19 protein-coding genes are annotated in these 25,752 nt (G+C 73.9%); 14 read left to right on the forward strand and 5 right to left on the reverse strand.

Features of this window, described 5'->3' with window-relative positions:
* The first annotated feature begins 128 nt into the window (after positions 1-128).
* Together Cch01nite_RS12960 and Cch01nite_RS12965 are read left to right on the forward strand one after the other, a co-directional pair.
* Positions 129-1,547, forward strand: coding sequence for a gamma-aminobutyraldehyde dehydrogenase (locus Cch01nite_RS12960; protein ID WP_203755347.1), 1,419 nt, complete (start codon positions 129-131; stop codon positions 1,545-1,547).
* On the forward strand, positions 1,547-2,818 hold the full coding sequence (locus tag Cch01nite_RS12965) for a saccharopine dehydrogenase family protein (protein WP_203755031.1): 1,272 nt from the start codon (positions 1,547-1,549) through the stop codon (positions 2,816-2,818). The genes Cch01nite_RS12960 and Cch01nite_RS12965 overlap by 1 nt, the downstream gene beginning before the upstream one ends.
* Before the next feature lie 4 nt (positions 2,819-2,822).
* Here Cch01nite_RS12965 and gabT read toward each other — a convergent pair whose 3' ends face one another.
* Together gabT and Cch01nite_RS12975 are read right to left on the reverse strand one after the other, a co-directional pair.
* A complete protein-coding gene (gabT, locus tag Cch01nite_RS12970; protein WP_203755034.1) occupies positions 2,823-4,157 on the reverse strand; it encodes a 4-aminobutyrate--2-oxoglutarate transaminase in 1,335 nt (444 codons plus the stop codon).
* The gene (locus tag Cch01nite_RS12975; protein WP_203755037.1) at positions 4,154-5,908 is read right to left on the reverse strand and encodes an APC family permease; all 1,755 of its coding nucleotides are present in this window, start codon (positions 5,906-5,908) and stop codon (positions 4,154-4,156) included. Before Cch01nite_RS12975 ends, gabT begins: the two co-directional genes overlap by 4 nt.
* A 259-nt stretch (positions 5,909-6,167) precedes the next feature.
* On the opposite strand from Cch01nite_RS12975, the gene Cch01nite_RS12980 reads away from it, so the two are divergent.
* The 3 genes from Cch01nite_RS12980 to Cch01nite_RS12990 all read left to right on the forward strand — a co-directional run bounded on the left by Cch01nite_RS12980 (position 6,168) and on the right by Cch01nite_RS12990 (position 9,704).
* Positions 6,168-7,478 carry a M50 family metallopeptidase gene (locus Cch01nite_RS12980; RefSeq protein WP_203755072.1) on the forward strand — a complete coding sequence of 437 codons (1,311 nt, stop codon included), beginning with the start codon at positions 6,168-6,170 and terminating at the stop codon, positions 7,476-7,478.
* A 121-nt stretch (positions 7,479-7,599) separates the two neighbouring features.
* On the forward strand, positions 7,600-8,736 hold the full coding sequence (gene ispG / locus Cch01nite_RS12985) for a flavodoxin-dependent (E)-4-hydroxy-3-methylbut-2-enyl-diphosphate synthase (protein WP_203755350.1): 1,137 nt from the start codon (positions 7,600-7,602) through the stop codon (positions 8,734-8,736).
* A 68-nt stretch (positions 8,737-8,804) separates the two neighbouring features.
* Positions 8,805-9,704 (forward strand): GNAT family N-acetyltransferase, encoded by a 900-nt coding sequence (locus Cch01nite_RS12990; protein ID WP_203755075.1) that lies wholly within the window; start codon positions 8,805-8,807, stop codon positions 9,702-9,704.
* A gap of 9 nt (positions 9,705-9,713) precedes the next feature.
* On the opposite strand, the gene Cch01nite_RS12995 is transcribed toward Cch01nite_RS12990, so the two are convergent.
* The gene (locus tag Cch01nite_RS12995; RefSeq protein ID WP_203755077.1) at positions 9,714-10,604 is read right to left on the reverse strand and encodes an Fpg/Nei family DNA glycosylase; all 891 of its coding nucleotides are present in this window, start codon (positions 10,602-10,604) and stop codon (positions 9,714-9,716) included.
* 90 nt (positions 10,605-10,694) lie between these two features.
* On the opposite strand from Cch01nite_RS12995, the gene Cch01nite_RS13000 reads away from it, so the two are divergent.
* The gene (locus Cch01nite_RS13000) at positions 10,695-12,488 is read left to right on the forward strand and encodes a proline--tRNA ligase (protein WP_203755080.1); all 1,794 of its coding nucleotides are present in this window, start codon (positions 10,695-10,697) and stop codon (positions 12,486-12,488) included.
* A gap of 46 nt (positions 12,489-12,534) precedes the next feature.
* On the opposite strand, the gene Cch01nite_RS13005 is transcribed toward Cch01nite_RS13000, so the two are convergent.
* Positions 12,535-13,554, reverse strand: a complete 1,020-nt coding sequence (locus Cch01nite_RS13005) for a DUF4439 domain-containing protein (protein WP_203755083.1) — start codon at positions 13,552-13,554, stop codon at positions 12,535-12,537.
* Between the two features lie 132 nt (positions 13,555-13,686).
* Between Cch01nite_RS13005 and rimP the strand changes: the two genes are divergently transcribed.
* The 5 genes from rimP to rbfA all read left to right on the forward strand — a co-directional run bounded on the left by rimP (position 13,687) and on the right by rbfA (position 19,318).
* Complete coding sequence (gene rimP, locus Cch01nite_RS13010) at positions 13,687-14,298, forward strand: ribosome maturation factor RimP (protein ID WP_203755086.1); 612 nt, start codon at positions 13,687-13,689, stop codon at positions 14,296-14,298.
* A gap of 1 nt (position 14,299) precedes the next feature.
* Positions 14,300-15,367, forward strand: coding sequence for a transcription termination factor NusA (gene nusA / locus Cch01nite_RS13015; protein ID WP_203755089.1), 1,068 nt, complete (start codon positions 14,300-14,302; stop codon positions 15,365-15,367).
* Positions 15,253-15,783, forward strand: coding sequence for a YlxR family protein (locus Cch01nite_RS23050; RefSeq protein WP_203755092.1), 531 nt, complete (start codon positions 15,253-15,255; stop codon positions 15,781-15,783). Before nusA ends, Cch01nite_RS23050 begins: the two co-directional genes overlap by 115 nt.
* Positions 15,784-15,922: 139 nt before the next feature.
* Positions 15,923-18,793, forward strand: coding sequence for a translation initiation factor IF-2 (gene infB / locus Cch01nite_RS13025; protein ID WP_203755094.1), 2,871 nt, complete (start codon positions 15,923-15,925; stop codon positions 18,791-18,793).
* 84 nt (positions 18,794-18,877) lie between these two features.
* The gene (gene rbfA, locus Cch01nite_RS13030; RefSeq protein ID WP_203755096.1) at positions 18,878-19,318 is read left to right on the forward strand and encodes a 30S ribosome-binding factor RbfA; all 441 of its coding nucleotides are present in this window, start codon (positions 18,878-18,880) and stop codon (positions 19,316-19,318) included.
* Between the two features lie 79 nt (positions 19,319-19,397).
* Here rbfA and Cch01nite_RS13035 read toward each other — a convergent pair whose 3' ends face one another.
* Positions 19,398-20,855, reverse strand: coding sequence for an MFS transporter (locus Cch01nite_RS13035; protein ID WP_239070455.1), 1,458 nt, complete (start codon positions 20,853-20,855; stop codon positions 19,398-19,400).
* Positions 20,856-20,926: 71 nt separating this feature from the next.
* Here Cch01nite_RS13035 and Cch01nite_RS13040 point away from each other — a divergent pair, with 71 nt between their 5' ends.
* From Cch01nite_RS13040 to Cch01nite_RS13050, 3 genes are all read left to right on the forward strand, one after another.
* Positions 20,927-21,511, forward strand: coding sequence for a TetR/AcrR family transcriptional regulator (locus Cch01nite_RS13040; protein WP_239070459.1), 585 nt, complete (start codon positions 20,927-20,929; stop codon positions 21,509-21,511).
* Positions 21,508-22,476 carry a tRNA pseudouridine(55) synthase TruB gene (truB, locus tag Cch01nite_RS13045; RefSeq protein WP_203755098.1) on the forward strand — a complete coding sequence of 323 codons (969 nt, stop codon included), beginning with the start codon at positions 21,508-21,510 and terminating at the stop codon, positions 22,474-22,476. The genes Cch01nite_RS13040 and truB overlap by 4 nt, the downstream gene beginning before the upstream one ends.
* A gap of 166 nt (positions 22,477-22,642) precedes the next feature.
* Positions 22,643-25,714, forward strand: coding sequence for a glycoside hydrolase family 9 protein (locus tag Cch01nite_RS13050; protein ID WP_203755106.1), 3,072 nt, complete (start codon positions 22,643-22,645; stop codon positions 25,712-25,714).
* Positions 25,715-25,752: the final 38 nt, after the last annotated feature.

Consider the following 25,752-nt stretch of genomic DNA (forward strand, 5'->3'; position numbering starts at 1 on the left):
GGTGCCGGGCGGCGTAGCGTGCCCCGCACCGACCCGTCGTCGCCGGGCGCGGCCGAGCGGCCGCGCCCCACGAGGCGGGACCGTCCCGTGCGATGGAGGTGCCCGTGAGCAAGCCCTTGCCCGACGTGATGCTCAACGTGATCGGCGGAGAACGGCGACCGGCCGCCGACGGACGGACGACGGACGTGGTGGACCCGTCCACCGGGCAGGCCTACGCGCAGGCCCCGCTGAGCGGCGCCGCCGACGTCGACGCCGCCTACGCGGCAGCGTCCGCCGCGTTCCCGGGCTGGGGTGGTGCGACACCGGCCGAGCGGCAGCTCGGTCTGCTCCGGCTCGCCGACGCCGTCGAGGCGCGCGCGGACGAGTTCGTCGCCGTCGAGTCCCGGAACACGGGCAAGCCGCTGCACCTGACGGCGACCGACGAGGTGCCGCCGTGCGTCGACCAGCTGCGGTTCTTCGCCGGCGCCGCCCGCGTGCTCGACGGGCTCAGCGCGGGGGAGTACATGGCCGGCCACACGTCCTGGGTGCGTCGCGAGCCGGTCGGGGTGGTCGGGCAGGTCACGCCCTGGAACTACCCGCTGATGATGGCGATCTGGAAGATCGCGCCGGCGCTCGCGGCGGGCAACACGGTGGTGCTCAAGCCGTCCGACACGACACCCGCCTCGTCGCTCCTGCTCGCCGAGGTCGCCGCCGAGGTCCTGCCCGCCGGCGTGCTCAACGTGATCTGCGGCGACCGCGACACCGGTCGCGCGCTCGTCTCCCACCCCCGGCCCGACATGGTCGCGATCACCGGGTCCGTCCGCGCCGGGTCGCAGGTGGCCGAGGCGGCGTCGCACGGCCTCAAGCGGGTGCACCTGGAGCTCGGCGGCAAGGCGCCCGTGATCGTCTTCCCGGACGCCGACCTCGCGAACGCCGCCGAGGGGATCGCGGCGGCCGGGTACTACAACGCCGGCCAGGACTGCACCGCGGCCACCCGGGTGCTCGTGCACGAGAAGGTCCACGACGAGTTCGTCGCGGCGCTCGCGGAGGCGGCCCGGGGCCAGCGCACCGGACCGCCCGACGACCCGGACGTTGCGTTCGGGCCGGTCAACAACGCGCACCAGCTCGAACGGGTGACCGGGTTCCTGGAGCGGCTGCCCGACCACGCGGACGTCGTCGCGGGCGGCGGCCGGGTCGGCGACGTCGGCTACTTCGTCGAGGCGACCGTCGTCGACGGGCTGCGGCAGGACGACGAGGCCGTGCAGGACGAGATCTTCGGCCCGGTCATCACCGTGCAGACGTTCACCGACGAGGCCGAGGCGATCACCCGGGCCAACGGCGTCCGGTACGGGCTGTCGAGCTCGGTGTGGACGTCCGACCACGGCACCGCGCTGCGGATGTCGCGGGCGCTCGACTTCGGGGTCGTGTGGATCAACACGCACATCCCGTTCGTCGCGGAGATGCCGCACGGCGGCTTCAAGCAGTCGGGGTACGGCAAGGACCTGTCGATGTACGGGTTCGAGGACTACACGCGCATCAAGCACGTCATGTCGGCGTTCGGCGCCTGATGCGCGTCCTCGTCGTGGGCAGCGGCGGCGTCGGCGACGCGGTCGCCCGGATCGCCGCCCGGCGTGGCTTCTTCGAGCGGATGGTCGTGGCGGACATGGATGCGGCACGGGCCGCCCGGACGGTCGCGGCGGCGGCCGAGCACGACGTCGGCCCGGACCGGTTCGTCGCGGCCACGGTGGACGCGTCCGACGCGCAGGCCGTCGAGGCGCTCGCCCGGGAGCACGGGGCGACCCACGTGCTCAACGCCGTCGACCCGCGCTTCGTGATGCCGGTGTTCACCGGCGCGCTCGCGGCCGGGGCCGACTACCTCGACATGGCGATGTCGCTGTCGCACCCGCACCCGGAGGCGCCCTACGAGCTGCCCGGCGTCAAGCTCGGCGACGAGCAGTTCGCCCAGGCGGAGACGTGGTCCGGCGCCGGCCGGCTGGCGCTCGTGGGGATGGGCGTGGAGCCGGGCCTGTCCGACGTGTTCGCCCGCTACGCCGCCGACCACCTGTTCGAGCAGATCGACGAGGTCGGCGTGCGCGACGGCGCGAACCTCGTGGTGCACGACGAGCACGGCGACCCCGTGTTCGCGCCGTCGTTCTCGATCTGGACGACGATCGAGGAGTGCCTGAACCCGCCCGTGATCTGGTCCGCGGACCGGGCGGAGGCCGGTGGTGGCCTGGATGCCGGCTGGTACACCGTGCCGCCGTTCCACGAGCCGGAGGTGTTCGACTTCCCCGAGCCGATCGGCCCGGTCGAGTGCGTGCACGTGGAGCACGAGGAGGTGCTGCTCGTCCCGCGCTGGGTCGACGCCCGCCGCGTGACGTTCAAGTACGGCCTCGGGGAGGAGTTCATCGGCGTCCTGCGCACGCTGCACCAGCTCCACCTCGACTCGACGACCCCCGTGCACGTGCGCGGCGGCGACGTGAGCCCGCGGGACGTCGTCGCGGCGGTCCTGCCCGACCCGGCGACGCTCGGGCCGCAGATGACGGGCTCGACGTGCGCGGGCGTCCTCGTCACCGGCACGGGCAAGGACGGCGCGCCGCGTGAGGTGTACCTGCACCACGTCGTCGACAACGCGTGGTCGATGGCCGAGTTCGGGGCGCAGTGCGTCGTGTGGCAGACCGCGGTCAACCCGGTCGTCGCGCTCGAGCTCCTCGCGACGGGCGTATGGAAGGGGTCCGGCGTGCTCGGTCCCGAGGCGTTCGACGCTGTGCCGTTCCTCGAGCTCCTCGCGGGTGCGTACGGGTCGCCGTGGGGCCTGCAGGAGCGCACGCCGGGCTGAGGGCTCAGCCAGCCAGCAGGGCCCGTCCGAGCACGTCCAGCCCGTCGTCGAGCAGGTCGTGCCCGATGACGAGCGGCGGCAGCAGCCGGACCACGTTGCCCCACGTGCCGCACGTCAGGACGAGCACGCCCTCGGCGGCGCACGCCCGGGCGACGCGTGCCGCTGCGGCCCCGTCGGGCTCCATGCCACCGGGCCGGACGAGCTCGACCGCGAGCATCGCACCCCGGCCGCGCACCTCGGCCACCCCGGGCGCATCCAGGGCCCTCAGCCGTGGCACGACACGGGCCTCGATCGCGCGGGCGGCTGCTGCGAGGTCGTCGTCCTCGTACATCGCGATGGCGGCGAGCGCGGCGGCGCACGCGACCGGGTTGCCGCCGAAGGTGCCGCCGAGCCCGCCCGGGTGGACGGCGTCCATGAGGTCCGCGCGGCCGGTGACGCCCGCGAGCGGGAGCCCGCCCGCGATGCCCTTCGCGGTCGTCACCAGGTCCGGCACGACCCCCTCGTGGTCGCACGCGAACATCGCCCCCGTGCGCGCGAACCCGGTCTGCACCTCGTCGGCGACGAGCACGATCCCGTTCTGGGTGCACCAGCGGGACAGCGCCGGCAGGAACCCGGGCGCGGGCACGACGAAGCCGCCCTCGCCGAGGACCGGCTCCACGACCAGCGCCGCGACCCGGTCGGCCCCGACCTGGCGCTGCGCGACGCCGATCGCGCGCGCGGCGGCCTCCTCGCCCGTCATCCCGGCGGGGTCGCGCAGCGGGTACGACGTCGGGACGCGGTACACCTCGCCCGCGAACGGCCCGAACCCCGTCTTGTACGGCATCGCCTTGGCGGTCATCGCCATCGTGAGGTTGGTCCGCCCGTGGTACGCGTGGTCGAGCACGAGCACGGCGTCCCGGCCGGTGGCCCGGCGGGCGACCTTGACGGCGTTCTCGACGGCCTCCGCCCCGGAACCCACGAGCACGGACCGCTTCTCGTGCGCGCCGGGCGTGAGGCGGGCGAGCGCCTCGCACACGGCGACGTACTCCTCGTACGGGCCGATCATGAAGCACGTGTGCGTGAAGTCGGCCGCCTGCGCCGCGACCGCCGCGACGACCGACGGCGCGCTGGCCCCGACCGACGTCACCGCGATCCCGGCGCCGAGGTCCACGAACCGGTTCCCGTCGACGTCCTCGAGCACCCCGCCGCCGGCCCGCGCGACGTAGACGGGCAGCGCGGACGAGACCCCGGCGGAGACCGTCGCCGCGCGTCGGCGGGCCAGCTCGACGGACCGTGGTCCGGGGACCGCGGTGCGCAGCAGGCGGCTCTGCGGGAGACCCTCGGCGACGTCCGCGCTCACGTCGTCCGGCCGTCCTCGGCGTCGTCCACGTCGGCCTCCTCACCGGTCGCCACGTTCACGGCCGTCGCCCCGTCGGGCAGGTTGGACAGGTCCTGCGCGACGACGATGCCCGGCAGGCCCGAGTCGGGCAACCGGAACACGGGCTCGCCGACGGTCTGCGGCCCGACCAGCACCAGGTCGTGGGCGCCCCGCTTCGGCAGGGTCTCGCCGCGGAAGAACGCCGGTGCCCGCAGCCGCCAGATGATCATGAGCACCACGCCGATGAGGATCGCCGCGATCCCGACGACGGCGACCGCGCCGAAGCCGAGGATCGTCACGTCGTTGCCGTCCTCGTCCTGCAGCCAGTCCGTCGCGGCGTACGACTTGAGCGCGTACACGAACGCCGCGAGCAGGATGAGCCCACCGAGCGACGGCAGCACGCCCTGCATGAAGAAGTCGCGCCGGGTGTGGTGCAGCGTGCGGCGGTAGAACCACGAGCACGCGAACCCGGTGAGCCCGTAGTAGAACGCGATCATCAGGCCCACCGACCCGACGAGGGCCGTGAGCAGGCTCGGGCTGATGAGCGTGAACACCGCGTAGAACAGGATGGACGCGATCCCCATCGCGATCGTCGAGACGCCCGGCGTGAGGTACTTCGGGTGGATCTTCGCGAACGACTCGGGGATCGCCTTGTACACGGCCATCGAGAGCGTGGTGCGGGCGGTCGGCAGGATCGTCGTCTGGGTCGAGGCGGACGCGGACGTGAGGATCGACGCCGACAGGAGCAGCAGGCCGAGGTGCCCGAGCGCCGTGTCGCCGAACAGCGCCGGGCCGATCGCGGCGAACACGTCGTCCGCGTTGGCGGGGTTGGCCAGCCCGATGCCCTCGGTGCCGACGCCCGCGAACGCGACCGCCGACGTCGAGACGAGCGCGTAGGTGACGAGCAGCAGCACCGTGGACAGGATCGCGGCACGGCCGGGGGTGCGGGACGGGTCGTCGGACTCCTCGTTCACCGACACGGCGGTGTCCCAGCCCCAGTAGATGAACACCGCGGTGAGCAGGGCGGGCGCGATGACGTCCGAGATGCTCAGCCCGCCGGGCCAGAACCACGACCAGGCCGGCAGGATCGAGCCGTCCTCGCCGTTGCCCGAGTACACCTTCGCGAGCGCGACGACCGAGAAGATGATGAGCACCAGCACCTCGATCGCGAGCAGCACGTACTGGATCCGCGCCGACACCTCGATGCCGCGGTAGCAGATCCACGTCATGATCGCGATCCACAGCAGACCCGCGACCGTGGTCCACAGGGTGCTGTCCGCGAGCTCGCCGACGGCGTCCCAGCCGAGGTCGCCGACGAACGTGAACGAGTAGATGCCCGCGATCTGGGCGAGGTTCGCCATGACGATCACGTCGGCGGCGATGATGCCCCAGCCGCCGATCCACCCGGTCAGCGGGCCGAACGCGCGCGACGCCCAGGTGAACGTGGTGCCGCAGTCGGGCTCGGCCTTGTTGAGCTCCTGGTACGCGAGCGCGATGAGGAACATCGGGACGAACGCCAGCAGGATGATCGCGGGTGCCTTGACGCCGGCGAGCAGCGCGCCGCCGCCGGCGACGACGAACCCGAGGCTGGCCGCCAGGCTGTACGCGGGGGCCGTGGACGCGGTGCCGACGACGACGCTGGACAGCAGCCCGAGGGCGCCGCCCTTGAGTCCCTTGCTCGCGGTCTCGGGGTAGCCGAGCGGCGCGGCGTCGGCGGTGGGGGTGACGGACATGGAACCTCGCATCGGTCAGGCCGGCTGCGGGGCGGCGCATCCGGCGGGGGAACCCATGGGATCCGTTGCACGTGCGCGCCTCGGGGTCGCATTCCTGCGTCTCGGGGCGTTCAGACGAAGGAAACCGTAGCGGCATGGGCCGACCGTGGGAAGGGTGCGCGACTGTCAGCCGACGCCCAGCCGGATCGGCGACAATGTCGTGCCCGGTGCGTCCGACCGGGTGGGCGCGCCGCTCCCTGCACGCGGTGTCGGAGGGTCCATGGAATACCTGGTCGGCGTGCTCGTGGTCGTCGTCGTGCTCCTGCTGTCCATCGCGCTGCACGAGATCGGGCACATGGTCCCCGCGAAGCGGTTCGGCGTGCGCGTGAGCCACTACATGGTCGGCTTCGGCCCGACCCTGTGGTCGCGGACCAAGGGCGAGACCGAGTACGGGCTCAAGGCGATCCCGCTCGGCGGCTACGTGCGGCTCGTCGGGATGTACCCGCCCGGCGAGGCCGTCGGCGACCCGCCGGCGCGCACGTGGCTCGGCCGGCTGGCCCGCGACGCCCGGCAGGCGAGCGCCGAGGAGATCCGACCCGGCGAGGACGGCCGGGCGTTCTACCACCTGTCGACGCCGAAGAAGCTCGTCGTGATGCTCGGCGGACCGGTGATGAACCTGCTCATCGCCGTCGTCCTCATGGGCATCACGCTCGTCGGCTTCGGCCTGCCGGTCTACGGCACGACCCTCGCGACGGTCAACCAGTGCATCATCCCGGCGGACGCCCCGGCGGACCGCACCTGCACGGCGTCCGACGAGGCCGCACCCGGTGCCGCGGCGGGCCTGCGCCCCGGCGACACCGTCGTGTCCTACGACGGCACCCCCGTCGACTCGTGGGAGGAGCTGACGCCCCTCATCCGCGCCTCCGGCGACGAGACGGTCCCCGTCGTCGTCGAGCGCGACGGCGAGCAGCTCACGCTGTCCCTGACGCCCGTCGTCGCCGACCGTCCGGTCGTCGACGAGAACGGCGAGGTCGTCGTCGGTGCCGACGGCACGCCCGAGACCCGCAGCGTCGGCTTCGTCGGCGTGGCGCCGCAGCAGGAGCTCGAGCGCCAGTCCGTGCTCGACGTCCCCGGCGCGGTCGCCGACCGGACGTGGCAGACCGTCGCGGTGGTCGCGACGCTGCCGGCCCGCGTCGTCGACCTCGTCCAGGCCGAGGTGGACGGCACGCCGCGTGACACGGACAGCGTCGTCGGCGTCGTCGGGATCGGCCGGTTCGCCGGGGAGATCGCCTCGACGGAGGGGCTCGACTGGCAGATCAAGACGCTCGCGCTGCTCGACATGCTCGCGAGCCTCAACATCGCCCTCTTCGCGTTCAACCTCATCCCGCTGCCGCCGCTCGACGGCGGTCACGTGGCCGCGGCCCTCTGGGAGGGCGGTCGCCGCCAGGTCGCCCGGCTGCGCGGGCTGCCGCGCCCCGGACCGTTCGACACCGCCAAGCTCGTGCCGCTCGCGTACTCGGTGTTCGTGCTGCTCGGTGCCGTCGGGCTCCTGCTCGTGTACGCGGACATCGTCAACCCGGTCCAGATCTGACCACCGGACGCGGACGGCGTGGGGGTTCTGTGCGGGGTTGCGGGCGACGGGCCGGTCCGGGGCAGGAGCGACACCGCGGCGATGCGATGATGACCGGGTGAGCACCCCGATCAGCCTCGGCATGCCGGACGCCCCGCCACCCGTGCTGGCCCCGCGCCGCCCCACCCGCAAGATCCGCGTCGGCAAGGTCGAGGTCGGCGGTGACGCCCCCGTGAGCGTCCAGTCGATGACCACGACGCCTACGACCGACATCAACGCGACGCTGCAGCAGATCGCCGCGCTGACCGCCGCGGGCTGCGACATCGTGCGCGTCGCCGTGCCCAGCCAGGACGACGCCGACGCCCTGCCGGCGATCGCCCGCAAGTCGCAGATCCCCGTGATCGCCGACATCCACTTCCAGCCGAAGTACGTGTTCGCCGCGATCGACGCCGGGTGTGCGGCCGTCCGGGTGAACCCGGGCAACATCCGCAAGTTCGACGACCAGATCAAGGAGATCGCCCGCGCCGCCACGGACGCCGGCATCTCCCTGCGGATCGGCGTCAACGCCGGCTCGCTCGACCCGCGGCTGCTCGCCAAGTACGGCAAGGCCACCCCGGAGGCGCTCGTCGAGTCCGCCGTGTGGGAGGCGTCGCTGTTCGAGGAGCACGACTTCCACGACTTCAAGATCTCGGTCAAGCACAACGACCCCGTCGTCATGGTGCGCGCGTACGAGCTGCTCTCCGAGCGCGGCGACTGGCCCCTGCACCTCGGCGTCACCGAGGCCGGCCCGGCGTTCCAGGGCACGATCAAGTCGGCGACCGCGTTCGGCGCGCTGCTGAGCAAGGGCATCGGCGACACCATCCGCGTCTCCCTGTCCGCGCCTCCCGTCGAGGAGGTCAAGGTCGGCATCCAGATCCTGCAGTCGCTCAACCTGCGGCCCCGCAAGCTCGAGATCGTCTCCTGCCCGTCGTGCGGCCGCGCGCAGGTGGACGTCTACACGCTCGCCGAGAAGGTCACCGCCGGCCTCGAGGGCATGGAGGTGCCGCTGCGCGTGGCCGTCATGGGGTGCGTCGTCAACGGCCCCGGCGAGGCCCGCGAGGCCGACCTCGGCGTCGCGTCGGGCAACGGCAAGGGGCAGATCTTCGTCAAGGGCGAGGTCATCAAGACCGTCCCGGAGTCGCTCATCGTCGAGACCCTCATCGAGGAGGCCATGCGGCTCGCCGAGTCGATGGATCCCGTCGAGTCGGGCTCGGGAGCGCCGGTCGTCAGCGTCGGCTGACGAGGCTCGCGAGCACTCACAGGTCCGTTCGGCCGGTCCGGACGGGCTCGGGGGTGCAGAATCCGATCATGGGTCCACGCCGTGCAATGTTGCTCGACGGTCGGGCGGGGGGACGAGTCCTGGGGGACGACGACCTCGCGCCGGCGCTCGCGGTGTGCGCGCAGGACGCCGTGGCCGCGGTGCTCGCGACGACGCGCGTCGAGGCGGCGACCCGCTCGGGCCTGCGGGCGGCGGGCGGTGCGCTGTGGGGCTTCGAGCAGGACGGGGAGCTGCTGGCGCTGTGCTGGGCGGGCGCGAACCTGGTGCCGGTCGTGCCGATCGCGGGCGGGCCCGTGCGGGAGCGGGCGCTCGACGCCTTCGCGATGCTGGCGCGCTCGCAGGGCAGGCGCTGCTCGTCGATCGTCGGCGACGCCCCGGCGGTGCTCGGGCTGTGGGACCGGCTGCGGAACGCGTGGCCGGGGGCCCGTGAGCTGCGGCCCGACCAGCCGTCGATGGTGATCGACCACACCCCGCTGGTCGCCCCGGACACGCAGGTGCGGCGCTCGCGGCTCGACGAGCTCGACGTGGTGCTGCCCGCGTGCATCCGGATGTTCACCGAGGAGGTCGGCTACTCGCCGGCCAGCGGCCCCGGCGGGCCGTACGAGACGCGCGTGCACGGGCTGGTCGCGGCCGGGCGGTCGTTCGTGCGGCTCGACGAGCGGGCGGGCGTGCGGTCGCACGTCGTCTTCAAGGCCGAGCTCGGCGCCGTCGCGGGCGGGGTCGCGCAGGTGCAGGGCGTGTGGGTGACGCCGGAACGTCGCGGTGAGCGGCTCTCGGAGCGCGGGATGGCGGCGGTGGTCGAGCTGACCCGGGCGGAGGTCGCCCCGGTGGTGTCGCTCTACGTGAACTCCTACAACGAGCGGGCGCTGGCCGCGTACCGCGCGGTGGGCTTCCGGCAGGTCGGGACGTACGCGACCGTCCTGTTCTGACGGCGCTCCTCAGCGCAGCAGGCGCGACAGGCGCCGGTCGGCGAGCGGCTTGCCGCCCGTCTGGCACGTGGGGCAGTACTGCAGCGACGAGTCGGCGAACGAGACCTCGTGCACGGTGTCGCCGCACGGGACCCCGTCCCACCCCGGGCACGGCTCCCCAGTGCGGCCGTGCACGCGCATGCCCCGCCGCTTGGCGTCCTTGAGCTCGGCCGCCGGGCGTCCGGACGCCGCCGCGACCGCCTCGGTGAGGATCTGCTGGATCGCCGCGTGCAGGGTCGCGGTCTTCGCCGCGTCGAACGACCGGGTCGGCGCGAACGGGCTCATCCGTGCGGCGTGCAGGATCTCGTCCGAGTAGGCGTTGCCGACCCCGGCGATCGTGCCCTGGTCGCGGAGCAGGCCCTTGACCTGCTGGTTCCGGGCTGCCAGCAGCTCGGCGAGGCGGTCGACGGTGAACTCGTCGGACAGGGGCTCGACGCCCAGAGTCGCGATCTGGGGCACGTCGGCCGGGTCGGCCACGACGTGCACGGCGAGCCGCTTGCGGGTGCCGGCCTCCGTCAGGTCGTACCCGGAGCCGTCGTCGAGCCGGACGCGCAGGGCGATCGGCGACTTCCCGGGACGGACGGGCCGGTCCGACAGCTGGTCCGACCAGCGCACCCAGCCGGCCCGGGACAGGTGCCACACGAGGTGCAGCGGCTCGCCGGTCGGGGTGGCGACCATGAGGTCGAGCCACTTGCCGTGCCGGGTGACGTCGACGACCGTCGCGCCCACGAGCGCGTCGGGCGGAGGGCGGAACGTCTTGAGCGCGCTGATCGCGCCCACCTCGACCGACTGGACGGCGTGGTCGACCGCGCGCCCGCGCAGGAACTGCGCGAGCGCCTCGACCTCGGGCAGCTCCGGCACGCGCACCATCGTGGCGCACCGCACCGACAACCGCACCGAGATCGTCCACGGATTCCGGACGACGGCGTCGCCGACACTAGGCTGCGGCCCATGCTCCTGCGCCTGTCCACGCTCTTCGTCCGCACGCTGCGTGAGGACCCCGTCGACGCCGAGGTCGCCAGCCACCGGCTGCTCGTGCGCGCGGGCTACATCCGTCGCGCCGCCCCCGGCATCTACACCTGGCTGCCGCTCGGCCTGCGGGTGCTGGCGAAGGTGGAGCAGGTCGTCCGCGAGGAGATGGCAGCCGCGGGCGCCCAGGAGGTGCACTTCCCGGCACTGCTGCCCAAGGAGCCGTACGAGTCGACGGGCCGCTGGAGCGAGTACGGCCCGAACATCTTCCGGCTCAAGGACCGCAAGGGCGGCGACTACCTCCTCGCGCCGACGCACGAGGAGATGTTCACGCTCCTGGTCAAGGACCTGTACTCGTCGTACAAGGACCTGCCGCTCCAGCTCTTCCAGATCCAGACGAAGTACCGCGACGAGGCGCGTCCGCGCGCCGGCCTGATCCGCGGCCGCGAGTTCGTCATGAAGGACGCGTACTCGTTCGACGTCGACGACGCCGGGCTCGACGCGTCGTACGCGGCGCAGCGGGCCGCCTACCAGCGGATCTTCGACCGGCTCGGCCTCGAGTACGTCGTCGTCGCGGCGACGTCCGGGGCCATGGGCGGCTCGCGGTCGGAGGAGTTCCTCACCCCGACGCCGATCGGCGAGGACACGTTCGTCCGCTCGGCCGGCGGGTACGCCGCCAACGTCGAGGCCGTCACGACGGTCGCGCCCGCAGCCGTCGACTGGTCCGACGCGCCGTCGGCCCACGTCGAGGACACCCCGGACACGCCGACCATCGACACGCTCGTCGCGCTCGCGAACGCGAAGTTCGCGCGCCCCGACCGGGAGTGGACGGCGGCCGACACGCTGAAGAACGTCGTGCTCGCGCTCGTGCAGCCGACCGGTGAGCGCGAGCTCGTCGTCGTCGGCCTGCCCGGCGACCGCGAGGTCGACCTCAAGCGCCTCGAGGCGTCCGTCGCGCCCGCCGAGGTCGAGCCGGCCGGCGACGCCGACTTCGCCGCGCACCCCGAGCTCGTCCGCGGCTACCTCGGCCCCGGCGTCCTCGGCCCCAACGTCGAGGTCGCCGAGGGCGCCGAGCGGACCGCCGTGCGGTACCTGCTCGACCCGCGCGTCGTCGCCGGCACCCGCTGGATCACCGGCGCGAACCAGCCGGGCCGGCACGTGTTCGACCTCGTCGCCGGCCGCGACTTCACCGCGGACGGCACGGTCGAGGCCGCCGAGGTGCGCGCCGGCGACCCGGCGCCGGACGGCTCGGGCCCGCTCGAGCTCGCGCGCGGCATCGAGATCGGCCACATCTTCCAGCTCGGCCGCAAGTACGCGCAGGCGCTCGGCCTCACCGTGCTCGACCAGAACGGCAAGGCGCAGGTCGTCACGATGGGCTCGTACGGCATCGGCGTCACGCGGGTGCTCGCGGCGCTCGCCGAGGCGAACCACGACGAGCGCGGCCTGGCCTGGCCCGCGCACGTCGCCCCCGCGCACGTGCACGTGGTCGCCGCCGGCAAGGACCCGGCCGTCTTCGAGGCCGCCGAGTCCATCGCGACGACGCTCGCGGGCCGTGGCGTCGAGGTGCTGTACGACGACCGCCCGAAGGCGACGCCCGGTGTGAAGTTCGCCGACGCGGAGCTGTTCGGCGTCCCGCTCGTCGTGGTCGTCGGGCGGGGGCTCGCCGACGGCGTCGTCGAGGTCCGGCCGCGGGTCGGCGGCACCGCCGAGCAGGTGCCGCTCGCCGAGGCCCCGGACCGCGTCGCGGAGCTGGTCGACGACCTCCTCGCCGACTGAGGCGACCGTCCGTCGGACGGCCGGCTGACGTCGTCAGCCGGCCGTCTCAGCCGGCCGGGGCCGGCTGGGCCCGCTCGGGCAGGCCCGGGAACGCGACCGGCGTCGCGCCCCACGCACGCGCCGCGACCGTCGCCCGGCGCAACCCGTCGACGTACGGTGCCCGCTTACCCGCAGGGACGCGCGCGACGACCGTCGCGTAGGTGTCGGCGACGCTCGTCTCGAGCGATCGGGCCGTGCCCTGCGCGACCGCGGGGTCGTCCATCCCCGTCGGCAGCGTGTACGCGGCCCGTCGGGGGTCCTGGGGCGTGCCCGCGGACCCGGCGGCCCGTGCCCAGTCGCCACCCGCGCGCCGGTGCTGGTCCGCGGACGCCGTCGCGGCGGACCGCTGGTCGCCCGACAGCTTGGCGGCGACGACCTCGAACCCGAACCCGGCCTGGTCGTGCACGAGGGCGAGCGCGTCGAGGTCGGCGGCGCTCGGACCGTCCGCGGCCGGGCTGGGGGCGGGTGCCGGGGTCGTGTCGTCGGCGGTCTCCTGGGGCACCGGCAGGGACGTCGCGGCCGAGAGGCGTGCGGCGAGCTCGCTGCGTGCGACGGCGACCGAGGCGACGAGCCGGGCGAGGTCGGCGTCAGCCACGGCGTCGGCGTCGGTGGCCGCGGTCGACCACGAGCCGGCCAGGTCGGCGAGCAACGCCTCGACGGTCGGCGCCGGCGGGGCGGACGGCGTGGTCGTCGCCGTCGGCGTCGGCAGGCCGGAGACGTACTCGCCGCCGAGCTGCTCGGCGTGCTGGGTGCTGAACGCCGCCACGTCCGTGAGGACGGCCTGTACGGGCTGGGGCGGTGCGGCCGCCAGGAGCGCGGTCGCGTCGGCCTCGAGCTGCAGCGCGTCGTCGACGGTGCGCGCGCGCACCTGCTCCACGGCGTCGGGCGACGGCTCGGCCGGCGGAGGCGTCTCGAGCCGCACGCCGCACCCGGCGAGGGCCGCGCACGCGAGGACGACGAAGATCACACGGGAGGCCGCGAGCCGCGTGGATGCGGGGCGTTGACGGGGGTGGCGGGGGTCGTTCATCGCCCGCGATCCTGCCATGAGCAGGGCGGTGGACCGACGGGCGCGGCCGGACTCGTTAGGCTGGTCGTCACAACATCACAGGGTCGAGCCGTCCGTAGCGTCGTGACCCGCTCGAGCCGACAGGAGACGGACATGGTCGCGCCAGCACCCGCGCAGCGGGTCCGGGAGGTCGTCGAGCCCGCGGTCGTCTCGGCCGGGCTCGTCCTCGAGGACGTCGCGGTCACGCGGGCCGGTGCACGGTCCGTCGTCCGGGTGGTCGTGGACCTCGGCGAGGACGACGAGGGCGAGCTCGACCTCGACCGCGTCGCGGACGCCACGCGAGCGGTCTCCGACGCGCTGGACGCGCGGGACGTGGTCGCGGGGGAGTACACGCTCGAGGTGTCGAGCCCCGGGGTGTCCCGGCCCCTGACCCAGCGTCGCCACTTCGTGCGTGCGGTCGGTCGTACCGTGACCCTCCGCCTGCTCGACGGTGGCACGCTCGGCGGTCGGCTCACGGCCGTCGAGCCCGAGGGCGACGGCGGCGGCGGCGGGACGCTCGTGGTGGTCCCCGTGACCCCTGGCCAGAAGGGTCGCCGCCCCAAGCTCGGCGACCCCGTGCACGTCCCGCTCGCGGGTGTGCGGGACGGCCGGGTCGAGGTGGACCTGAGCGGTCTGGGTCCGGTGCACGACGAGCACGGTCCGGTGGACGACGAGCACGGACCTGTGGACGACGACGAGGCCGGCTCTGCCGGACAGGAGAGCTGACATGGACATCGACATGCAGGCGTTGCGGCTGCTCGAGCGGGAGCGGGAGATCAGCCTCGACGTGCTCGTCTCCGCGATCGAGCAGGCCCTGCTCTCCGCGTACCACCGGACGCCTGGTGCCTCGCAGCGGGCGCGGGTCGAGGTGGACCGCCGCACGGGGCACGTGACCGTGTGGGCGCGCGAGCCCGCACCGGTCGACGAGGACGGCCACGCCACGGGCGTCGAGACGCCCGAGTTCGACGACACGCCCGCGGGCTTCGGCCGGATCGCGACGGCGACGGCGCGCCAGGTCATCGTCCAGCGGCTGCGCGACGCCGAGGACGACCAGGTGCTCGGCCAGTTCCGCGGCAAGGAGGGCGAGGTCCTCGGTGGCGTCATCCAGCAGGGGCGCGACCCGCGCACGGTGCTGGTCGACGTGGGCGGCACGGAGGCCGTCCTCCCCGCGCACGAGCAGGTGCCCGGCGAGGAGTACGTGCACGGGGACCGCATCCGCGGCTACGTGCTGGAGGTCGCCCGGGGTCCTCGCGGCCCCCAGGTGACGCTGTCCCGTACCCACCCGAACCTGGTCCGCAAGCTGTTCGCGCTCGAGGTCCCCGAGGTCGCCGACGGCACGGTCGAGATCACCGCGATCGCCCGCGAGGCCGGCCACCGCACCAAGATGGCGGTCCGGGCGACGGTCCCGGGCGTCAACGCGAAGGGCGCCTGCATCGGCCCGATGGGCGGCCGCGTGCGTGCCGTCATGGCGGAGCTGCACGGCGAGAAGATCGACATCGTCGACCACGCCGACGACCCGGCGGAGATGGTCGCGCACGCGCTCTCGCCTGCGCGGGTGCTCTCCGTGACGGTCGTGGACCCGGAGGCCCGGGCCGCGCGCGTGGTGGTGCCGGACTACCAGCTGTCGCTCGCGATCGGCAAGGAGGGGCAGAACGCCCGGCTCGCCGCGAAGCTCACCGGATGGCGGATCGACATCCGCTCCGACGCCGAGACCGACGCCGAGCCCGGCGCCGCGACCGGGGCCCTCGAGCAGCCGGCTCCCGTGACGGGGGACACGTCCGGTCCCGAGCGGTGACCCGACGCGGTAGACTTGCGGCGGCTGGGCCGGACGCCCGGCGTTCCTCGCCGTCAAGGCGCACCCCCGACCCCTCGAGCGGACCTGTCGTGTCAGTAGGCACGTCGGGTCCCCAGGGTCCGGTGCGCACGTGCGTGGGGTGCCGAGTCGCCGGCCCGAGGTCGGCCCTGCTGAGGGTGGTGGTGTCAGCGGACGGCACGGGGACTCCCGTGCTGGTCGTGGACGAGCGCCGCTCGATGCCGGGACGGGGAGCGTGGCTGCACCCCGACATCACATGCTTCGAGCTCGCCGAACGTCGACGTGCGTTCGGGCGGGCCCTGCGGACGCAGGGTCAGCCCGGGACGGACGCGGTCCGCCGGTACGTCGAGGGGCATGAGAAGCACGAACAGCACGGCGTCACCGGGTCCTCCCGGTGACGAGACAGATCGTCGAGACGGAAAGCGGGTCTAGGGCCGATGGCTTCCCGATGAGCACGCACCGATGAGTACCCAGCGATGAGTACGCCGTACTAACGACGGTCCGACCCTGTCCGGGCGGGCCGAGACAGGGAGAGATGTGGCCAAGGTCCGCGTCTACGAGCTCGCCAAGGAGCTCGGGGTCGACAGCAAGACCATCATGACCAAGCTGAACGAGCTCGGTGAGTTCGTCCGCTCGGCGAGCTCGACCATCGAGCCGCCCGTCGTGCGCAAGCTGCGCGACACCTACCCCGTGGGTGGCGGCGCCTCCGCCGCGGCACCCGCCCCGAAGGCGCCGGCCCGGCCCGCGCCTGCACCGGCCGCACCCGCGGCCCCTGCCGCCGCCGCACCGGCGCCGGCTGCCGTGCCCGCACCGGCCGCTGCCCCGGCGCCCGCCCCGGCTCCGGCCGTCGCGGTCCCGGCTGCTGCTGCCCCTGCTCCTGCCGCGCCGTCCCCGGCGCCGGCTGCACCTGCACCTGCACCGGCACGCCCGGCCCCTGCTCGTCCGGCCCCGGCCGCCGCGCAGGCTCCGGCGGCACCGGGCACCCGTCCCGCGCCGCGGCCCGCCGCCGCGCGTCCGGGCAACAACCCGTTCGCGCCGTCACAGGGCATGCCCCGCCAGGGCGAGCGTCCGGGCGGTCCGCGCCCCGGTGGCCCGCGTCCGGGGAACAACCCGTTCGCGCCGTCCCAGGGCATGCCGCGTCCGGGCGACCGTCGTCCCGCGCCCGAGGGCGCTCCGGCGGCCTCGGCCGGCGACCGTCCCGGCGGTCCCCGTCCGGGTGGTCCGCGTCCCGGCGGGCCGCGTCCCAACCCCGGCATGATGCCGGGCCGCACCTCGAGCGGTGTCGGTCGTCCCGGTGAGCGTCCGGCCGGTGCCGGCCGTCCCGGTGGTGCCGGCGGCGGTCGTGGCGGCTTCGGCGGTCGTCCCGGTGGCGGCGGCGCTCCTGGCGCCGGTGGCGCTCCCGGTGGCGGCGGCGGTTTCGCCGGTCGTCCCGGTGGCGGCGGTGGCCGTCCGGGTGGCGCCGGTCGCGGCAGCACGCAGGGTGCCTTCGGTCGTGCGGGCGGTCGTCCCGTCCGTGGCCGCAAGTCGAAGCGTGCGAAGCGTCAGGAGTTCGAGCAGATGCAGGCGCCGTCGCTCGGCGGCGTCAGCGTCCCCCGCGGCAACGGCTCCACGGTCGTCCGTCTGCGGCACGGCTCGTCCCTGAACGACTTCGCCGACAAGATCGACGCGAACCCGGCGTCGCTCGTCACGGTGCTGTTCCACCTCGGTGAGATGGCCACGGCGACGCAGTCGCTCGACGAGGACACGTTCGGCACGCTGGCCGCCGAGCTCGGCTACATCATCGAGATGGTGTCGGCCGAGGAGGAGGACCGCGAGCTGCTCGGGGCCTTCGACATCGACCTGGACGCCGAGCTCGAGGCCGAGGGCGACGACGACCTGCAGGCGCGCCCGCCGGTCGTCACCGTCATGGGTCACGTCGACCACGGCAAGACCAAGCTCCTCGACGCCATCCGCCAGACGGACGTCGTCGCGGGCGAGGCCGGCGGAATCACGCAGCACATCGGTGCGTACCAGGTGCGCGCCGAGCACGAGGGTGTCGACCGGGCCATCACGTTCATCGACACCCCGGGTCACGAGGCGTTCACCGCCATGCGTGCCCGTGGTGCGCAGGTCACCGACATCGCGATCCTCGTGGTCGCGGCGGACGACGGCGTGATGCCCCAGACGATCGAGGCGCTCAACCACGCCCAGGCGGCCGGTGTGCCGATCGTGGTCGCGGTCAACAAGGTGGACAAGGAGGGGGCCAACCCCGCCAAGATCCGCCAGCAGCTCACCGAGTACAACCTGGTGGCCGAGGAGTACGGCGGCGACACGATGTTCGTCGACGTCTCGGCGAAGCAGAACCAGGGCATCGACCAGCTCCTCGAGGCCGTCCTCCTGACGGCGGACGCGGCGCTCGACCTGCGGGCCAACCCCGACAAGGACGCGCGTGGTGTCGCCATCGAGGCGAACCTCGACAAGGGCCGCGGCGCCGTCGCGACGGTGCTGGTCCAGTCGGGCACGCTGCGCGTCGGCGACGCGATCGTCGCGGGCACGGCCCACGGCCGCGTCCGGGCGATGTTCGACGAGCACGGCAACGCCGTCGCCGAGGCGGGCCCGGCCCGTCCGGTCCAGGTCCTCGGCCTGGCGTCGGTGCCGAGCGCCGGTGACACGCTGCTCGTGGCTCCCGAGGAGCGCACGGCGCGGCAGATCGCCGAGAAGCGCGAGGCCGCCGAGCGTGCCGCCCTCCTGGCCAAGCGCCGCAAGCGCATCAGCCTCGAGGACTTCACGCAGGCGCTGCAGCAGGGCAAGGTCGAGACCCTCAACCTGGTCCTCAAGGGCGACGTGTCGGGTGCCGTCGAGGCGCTCGAGGACGCGCTGCTCAAGATCGACGTCGGCGAGGAGGTCGACCTGCGGGTCATCCACCGCGGCGTCGGTGCGATCACGCAGAACGACGTCAACCTGGCGACGGTCGACTCGGCCATCATCATCGGGTTCAACGTCAAGTACGCGGAGCGCGTCGAGGAGCTGGCGGACCGCGAGGGCGTCGACGTGCGCTTCTACTCGGTCATCTACCAGGCGATCGACGACGTCGAGGCGGCCCTCAAGGGCATGCTCAAGCCGGAGTACGAGGAGGTGCAGCTCGGCTCCGCGGAGATCCGCGAGGTCTTCCGCTCCTCGAAGTTCGGCAACATCGCGGGCTCGATCGTGCGCTCCGGGCTCATCCGCCGGAACACGAAGGCGCGCGTGCTGCGTGGTGGCAAGGTCGTGGGGGACAACCTCACGATCGAGTCGCTCAAGCGGTTCAAGGACGACGCGACCGAGGTCCGCGAGGGCTTCGAGTGCGGTATCGGTCTGGGGTCGTTCAACGACCTGCAGGTCGAGGACGTCATCGAGACGTGGGAGATGCGCGAGAAGCCTCGCGCCTGATCCCGGACGGCTTGACCGCGGGGCGGGTGAGGCATCGACCTTGCCCGCCCCGCGGCGTCACCACGGAAGGAAGGACGGTTTCAGATGGCTGACACCGCACGCGCCCGCAAGCTGTCGGAGCGCATCCAGCAGGTCGTCGCGCAGATGCTCGACACCCGCATCAAGGACCCGCGCCTCGGGTTCGTCACGGTCACGGACGTCCGCGTGACGGGCGACCTGCAGCACGCGGACGTGTTCTACACGGTCTACGGCGACGACGAGGCCCGCACGGACAGCGCGAAGGCGCTGGAGAGCGCCAAGGGCATCATCCGGTCCGAGGTCGGCAAGCAGACGGGCATCCGCCTGACGCCGACGCTCGCGTTCCACCTGGACGCGGTGCCCGAGACGGCGGCTCACCTCGACGCCGCGCTCGTCGAGGCCGCCCGCCGCGACGCCGAGGTCGCCGCGCTGGCGTCGAAGGCGTCGTACGCCGGCGACGCCGACCCGTATCGGCACCCGGACGAGGAGGACGCGGCCGAGGCCTGACCGGCCGGGCTCGCCCCTGCACGACGACGACGGAGCCCCGAGGACCGCGATGGTCCTCGGGGCTCCGTCGTGCCCGGGCTCAGACGGTGGTGGACGGCACCACCCGTCCGGTCGATCGGGGCATCCAGAGCGTGACGAGCGCCCCGAGCCCCACGATCGCTGCGGCGACGTACGCCGCGGGCTCGAGCCCGGCCGCGTACCCCTCGGGCGTGAGGGTGCCGCCGGCGGCCTGGAACACCGCGACCAGGACGGCGATGCCGAGCGCTCCGCCGATCTCGCGGATGGTCGCGTTGACGGAGCTCGCGGTGCCGTGGTCGTCGGGTGCCATGTCGGCGAGCACCGCGGTCGCGGACGGGGCGAACGTCAGACCCATGCCGATGCCGGCCATGGCGAGACCGGGGACGAGGTCGACGTACACGACGCCGCCCTGGCCGACGAGCAGGCCCTGCCACGCCAGGCCGAGCGCCTGGAGGGCGAGCCCGGAGGCGAGCAGCGGCCGGACGCCGATGCGGGGGGCGAGCATGCCGGCGACCGGGGCGACGAGCATCGGTGCGGCGGTCCAGGGCAGGGTCCGGACGCCGGCCTCCAGCGGCGTGTAGCCGAGCCCGATCTGGAGGAACTGGGACAGCAGGAACACGACGCCGAACACCCCGATGGAGAACGCGAGCGCGCTGGCGTTGGCGATGCTGAACGAGCGGACGCGGAACAGGCGCAGGGGGACGAGCGGGTGGTCGGTGCGCTGCTCGCGCAGCAGGAACCCGGCGAGCAGCGCCAGACCGAGCGCCATGCCGCCCACGACGCGGGCCGAGCCCCAGCCGTCGTCGTTGCCGCGGATGATGGCCCAGACGAGCGAGAGGACGCCGGTGCCGGCGAGCACGAGGCCGAGGACGTCGAGGGACTGCCGGCGCCCGTGCGACTCGGGCAGCGCCCACCGGACGAGCGGGATCGCGACGATCGCGACGGGCACGTTGATCCAGAAGATGGCCTCCCACGAGATGCCGTCGACGACGGCGCCGCCGATGACGGGTCCGAGAGCGACGCCGAGGCCGGACACGGCGCCCCAGATCCCGATGGCCATGGCGCGCCTGGCGGCGGGGACGGCGCCGGCGAGCAGCGTGAGCGACAGGGGCATGACGGCGGCGGCGCCCGCACCTTGGAGGGCGCGTGCGGCGATGAGCATCTCAGCGCTGCTGGACAGCGCGGACGCGATGGACGCGAGGGCGAACACGGTGATCCCGATGACGAACACCCGGCGGCGGCCGAACCTGTCGCCGAGGGTCGCGGCCGCGATCATCAGGCTCGCGAAGGAGAGCGTGTAGGCGTTCACCATCCACTGGAGCTGCTCGAGCGAGGCGGACAGCTCGGTGCGCAGCACGGGCAGGGCGGTCGTCATGACGAGGTTGTCGAGCGTCGCCATGAACATCGGGAGCGACGCGGCGACGAGGGCCACGGCGACGGGCACGGTGCGGCGGGCCCGGACCCGGCCGGGCGCGTCGGTGACGGCGGACCGGGGTGGGGCGGAGGGCGCGATGGTCACGGTGGCTCCTTGTTGGCATTGAGTGATTACTAACAAGAGCGACCGTAGGCATCGGCTGATAACATGTCAACATGTCGCAGCAGAACGTGGTCGCCGAACCCGTCGTGGCCCCGCGCATGACCGGCGCCGCCCGGCGGGACCAGATCCTCGCCGCCGCCCGCACCGTCTTCTCGGCACGCGGCTACACCGCCAGCACCGACGAGGTCGCCCGCGCCGCCGGGGTGTCACAGCCCTACGTCGTGCGCCTGTTCGGGTCGAAGCGCGAGCTCTTCGTCGAGACCTACCGGCAGGCGAGCGCGCAGGTGCTCACCGCGCTCCGGTCCGTCGAGCCCGGGCCCGACGCGGGGCGGCGCATGGGCGACGCCTACGTCGGGCTCCTGACCGACCGCGAGCTCCTGCTGCTCCTCATGCACGGCTTCATCGCGGGCACCGACGAGGAGGTCGGCCGCATCGCCCGGCACACGCTCGGGGAGGCGTTCCGGCTGTTCCGTGACGCCTCCGGGGCGGACGAGGACGAGGCGCGCCGGTTCGTCGCGCAAGGCATGCTCATCAACGTGCTGCTCGCCGTCGGCGCCGCGGACCACGCCGGCGAGGACGCCGGCATGGACGCGCTGGTGAAGTGCACCATCGAGGCGATCGAGGAGCGCAACGCGTGACGGGCGGTCCCCGCGCCCGCACCGACCGGCCCCGGTCCGACCAGCCCCGCCGCCCCACCGCGCCCGACGGCGTCGTCCTCGTCGACAAGCCGCAGGGCTGGACGAGCCACGACGTCGTCGCCCGGATGCGCCGCCTCGCGGGCACCCGCAAGGTCGGCCACGCCGGCACGCTCGACCCGATGGCGACCGGCGTGCTCGTCGTCGGCATCGGGCGGGCCACCCGGCTGCTCACGTACGTCGTCGGCGCCGACAAGGAGTACACGGCGACGATCCGGCTCGGGGTCACCACGACGACGGAGGACGCCGAGGGCGAGACGCTCGACGTGGTCGACGCGTCCGCTGTCACGCCGGCCGCCGTCGAGGCCGCCGCGGCCGCGCTCACGGGCACGATCGCCCAGGTGCCGAGCGCCGTCTCGGCGATCAAGGTCGACGGGCAGCGGGCCTACGCGCGGGTCCGGGCGGGGGAGACCGTCGAGCTCGCGGCCCGCGAGGTGACGGTGTCGCGGTTCGACGTCGGCGAGCTCCGCCGCGCCGACGGCCCCGAGGGCACGCCCGTCGTGGACGTCGACGTCACCGTCGTGTGCTCGTCGGGCACGTACGTGCGGGCGCTCGCACGCGACCTCGGTGCCGCCCTCGGCGTCGGGGGGCACCTCACGGCGCTGCGGCGTACCCGCGTCGGTGGGTACGCGCTGGCGGGGGCGCGCACGCTCGACGAGCTCGCGGCGACCCCGCAGGACGTGCCGCTGGCCGTGCTGCCGCTCGCCGACGCGGCGCGGGCGACGTTCCCCGTCCGGGACCTCACCGCCGACGAGGCGCGGGCGCTGTCCTACGGGCAGGCCATCGCCCCGGTGGTCGACGCGCCCACCGGCCCGGTCGCGGCGCTCGCCCCGGACGGCGAGCTCGTCGCGCTCGTCGAGACGCGCGGGCCGGCAGTGCGGCCGACGCTGGTGTTCGCCCCGGCCTGAGCCCCCGGTCCCGACGCGGCGCGTCCCTCCACGGGGCACGTGCTCGAGCGAATCGATCCGACCGAATCGATTCGTACCGGTCCGGCCGCACGGCTCCCTCCCATAGCCTGCCCGCGGTTCCACAGGCGGCTCACAGGGCAGTGGCCGTCCGACCGAGGGAGACGACGTGGCTTCTCGCACCGCACCGCACGGGTACCGCCGGTCGGCGGGACGGAGGTGGGTCGGCGCAGCGACGGCCCTGCTCGGGACCGCCGCGCTCACGCTCGGCGGCGTCGGGCCGGTCAGTGCCGCGTCGCAGATCGGCGACGGGACGTTCGAGACCGGCGCCGAGGGGTGGGTCGCGTACGGCACCGACGGGCCGCTCGACACCAGCAGCGGCGCGCTGTGCGTCGACGTGCCCGCGGGCTCGAGCCAGTACGGCGTCGGCGTGGTGCTCAACGGCGTCGCGATCGACGAGGGGACCACCTACACGCTCGGGTTCACCGCGACGGCGAGCACGGACGTCACGATCCGGGCGCTCGTCGGGCAGGACGGTGCACCGTACGGGACCGTCCTCGACAAGAGCCCGGCCCTCACGACGAAGCCCACCGCGACGTCGTACGCCTTCACGGCCGCCGCGACGTACCCGGCGGAGAGCGGCGACGGCGACCCGCGCGGCCAGATCGCGTTCCAGCTCGGCGGGTTCACCGCCGACGCCTGGACGTTCTGCCTCGACGACGTCTCGCTCTCCTCGGAGTCCGAGCTCCTGACGCACACGTCGTTCGCGGAGTCGCTCGGACCCTGGTCGCTGTACGGCACGAGCGACCCGGTGTTCGCCGACGGACGGATGTGCGTCGACCTCCCGGGCGGCCAGGTCAACCCGTGGGACGCGGGGCTCGTCTACAACGGCCTGCCGGTCGACGAGGCCCAGAACTACGTCCTGTCCTTCACGGCGAGCAGCAGCCCGGCCACCCCGGTGCGGGCGCTCGTCGGCGAGGGCGGCGGCGCCTACCGGACGGTCCTCGACCAGTCCGCGGTGCCGCTGACGACCGAGCTCGCCACGTACGAGTACCCGTTCACGGCGGGCCTGACGTTCCCCGCGGACGGCACGGCGCCGGGGCAGCTCGCGTTCCACCTCGGCAAGTCCTCGGCGTACACGTTCTGCATCTCCGAGGTCTCGCTCACCACGTCGGCCACGCCGCCGCCCGTCTACCAGCCCGACACGGGCCCGCGCGTGCGCGTGAACCAGGTCGGCTACCTCCCGCTCGGACCGAAGCGGGCCACGCTCGTCACCGACGAGACCGTCGCCGTGCCGTGGGAGCTGCACGACGCCGACGGCGACGTGGTCGCGGACGGCAGGACGACGCCCGCCGGGCTCGACGCGTCATCACGCCTCAACGTCCACACGATCGACTTCTCCGACGTCACCGACCCCGGCGAGGGCCTCACGCTCGTCGCCGACGGCGAGACCAGCCGGCCGTTCGACATCGACGCGGACCTCTACCAGCAGCTCCGCTACGACACGCTGGACTACTTCTACCCGGCCCGCTCGGGCATCGCGATCGACGGCGCGATCGCCGGCGACGACTACGCCCGCCCCGCCGGCCACGTCGGCGTCGCACCGAACCAGGGCGACACCGACGTGCCCTGCATCGGCCCGCGCGACTACTACGACGGCTGGACGTGCGACTACCGCCTCGACGTCTCCGGCGGCTGGTACGACGCAGGCGACCACGGCAAGTACGTCGTCAACGGCGGCATCGCGGTCTCCCAGCTGCTCAGCACGTACGAGCGCTCGACACGGGCCGCGTCCGCCGACGCGGGTGCGCTCGCGGACGGCACCCTCGCGATCCCCGAGCACGGCGACCACGTGCCCGACGTGCTCGACGAGGCGCGCTGGGAGCTCGAGTGGATGCTGAAGATGATCGCCCCGTCCGGCGAGTACGCGGGGATGGTCCACCACAAGGTGCACGACGAGGGGTGGACCGGCCTGCCGCTGCTCCCGTCCGACGACGCGCAGCCCCGGTCGCTCGCGCGTCCGTCGACCGCGGCGACGCTCAACGTGGCCGCCGTCGCGGCGCAGGGTGCGCGGCTGTTCCGCGACCTGGACCCCGCGTTCGCGGACATGCTGCTCGCCGCGGCCCGGTCCACCTACGAGGCCGCCGTCGCGCACCCGGCGGTGTACGCACCGGACGCGGCGGGCGCGGACGGTGGCGGCGCCTACGGGGACCGCGACGTGAGCGACGAGTTCTACTGGGCGGCCGCGGAGCTGTTCCTCACCACGGGCGGCTCCGAGTACGAGCAGGCGGTCCTCGCCAGCCCGCAGCACACCGCCGACGTGTTCACGGCCGACGGCTTCGGCTGGGGGAGCACCGCCGCGCTGGGGCGTCTCGACCTGGCGACCGTGCCGAGCGACCTGCCGGGTCGCGACAGCGTCGTGGCCTCGGTCGTCGCGGGCGCCGACGGGTACGTGGCGAGCCAGGCCGCCCAGCCGTGGGGCTCGGTCTACTCGCCGTCCGGCGACTACGTCTGGGGCTCCAGCTCGCAGGTCGCGAACAACCTCGTGGTCGTCGGCACGGCCTTCGACCTGACAGGCGACGAGAAGTACCGGACGTCCGTGCTCGAGGGGGTCGACTACCTGCTGGGCCGCAACGCCCTCAACCAGTCGTACGTCACGGGCTGGGGCGAGGTCGCCTCCCACCAGCAGCACAACCGGTGGTGGGCGCACGAGCTCGACCCGTCGCTGCCGAGCCCGCCCGTCGGGTCGCTCGCGGGCGGCCCGAACTCCCAGGCCGGCTCGTGGGACCCGACGACGCAGGCGGCGTTCCCCGCCGGCTGCGCACCGTCGGCCTGCTACATCGACGAGATCGGCGCCTGGTCGACCAACGAGGTCGCGGTGAACTGGCAGTCGGCGATCTCCTGGGTCGCGTCGTTCCTCGCCGACCAGGACGGCGGCGAGCCCGTGCAGGTCGCCCCGGCGATCACGCAGCAGCCGAAGGACGTGCGAGGGCGGCTGGGCGCGACCGTCACGTTCACGGCGGCGGCGAGCGGGACCCCGGCGCCGACCGTGAGGTGGCAGGTCCGCTGGTGCCGCGGCCGGTGGGTGACCATCCCCGGCGCCACGAAGCCGACGCTGACGCTCCCGGTGACCCTGCTCGGCGTCGCCAGCGAGTACCGGGCGGTGTTCACCAACCCGGCGGGCAGCGCCACGACACGCGCCGCGTCCATGACGGTCGTCCTGCCCTGGCAGCTGCGGTGACCGCGGGCGGGCCGCCGCGGGTCAGGGACGCAGGTCGG

This window comes from Cellulomonas chitinilytica (assembly GCF_016862675.1).
Classification (GTDB): Bacteria; Actinomycetota; Actinomycetes; order Actinomycetales; family Cellulomonadaceae; genus Cellulomonas; species Cellulomonas chitinilytica.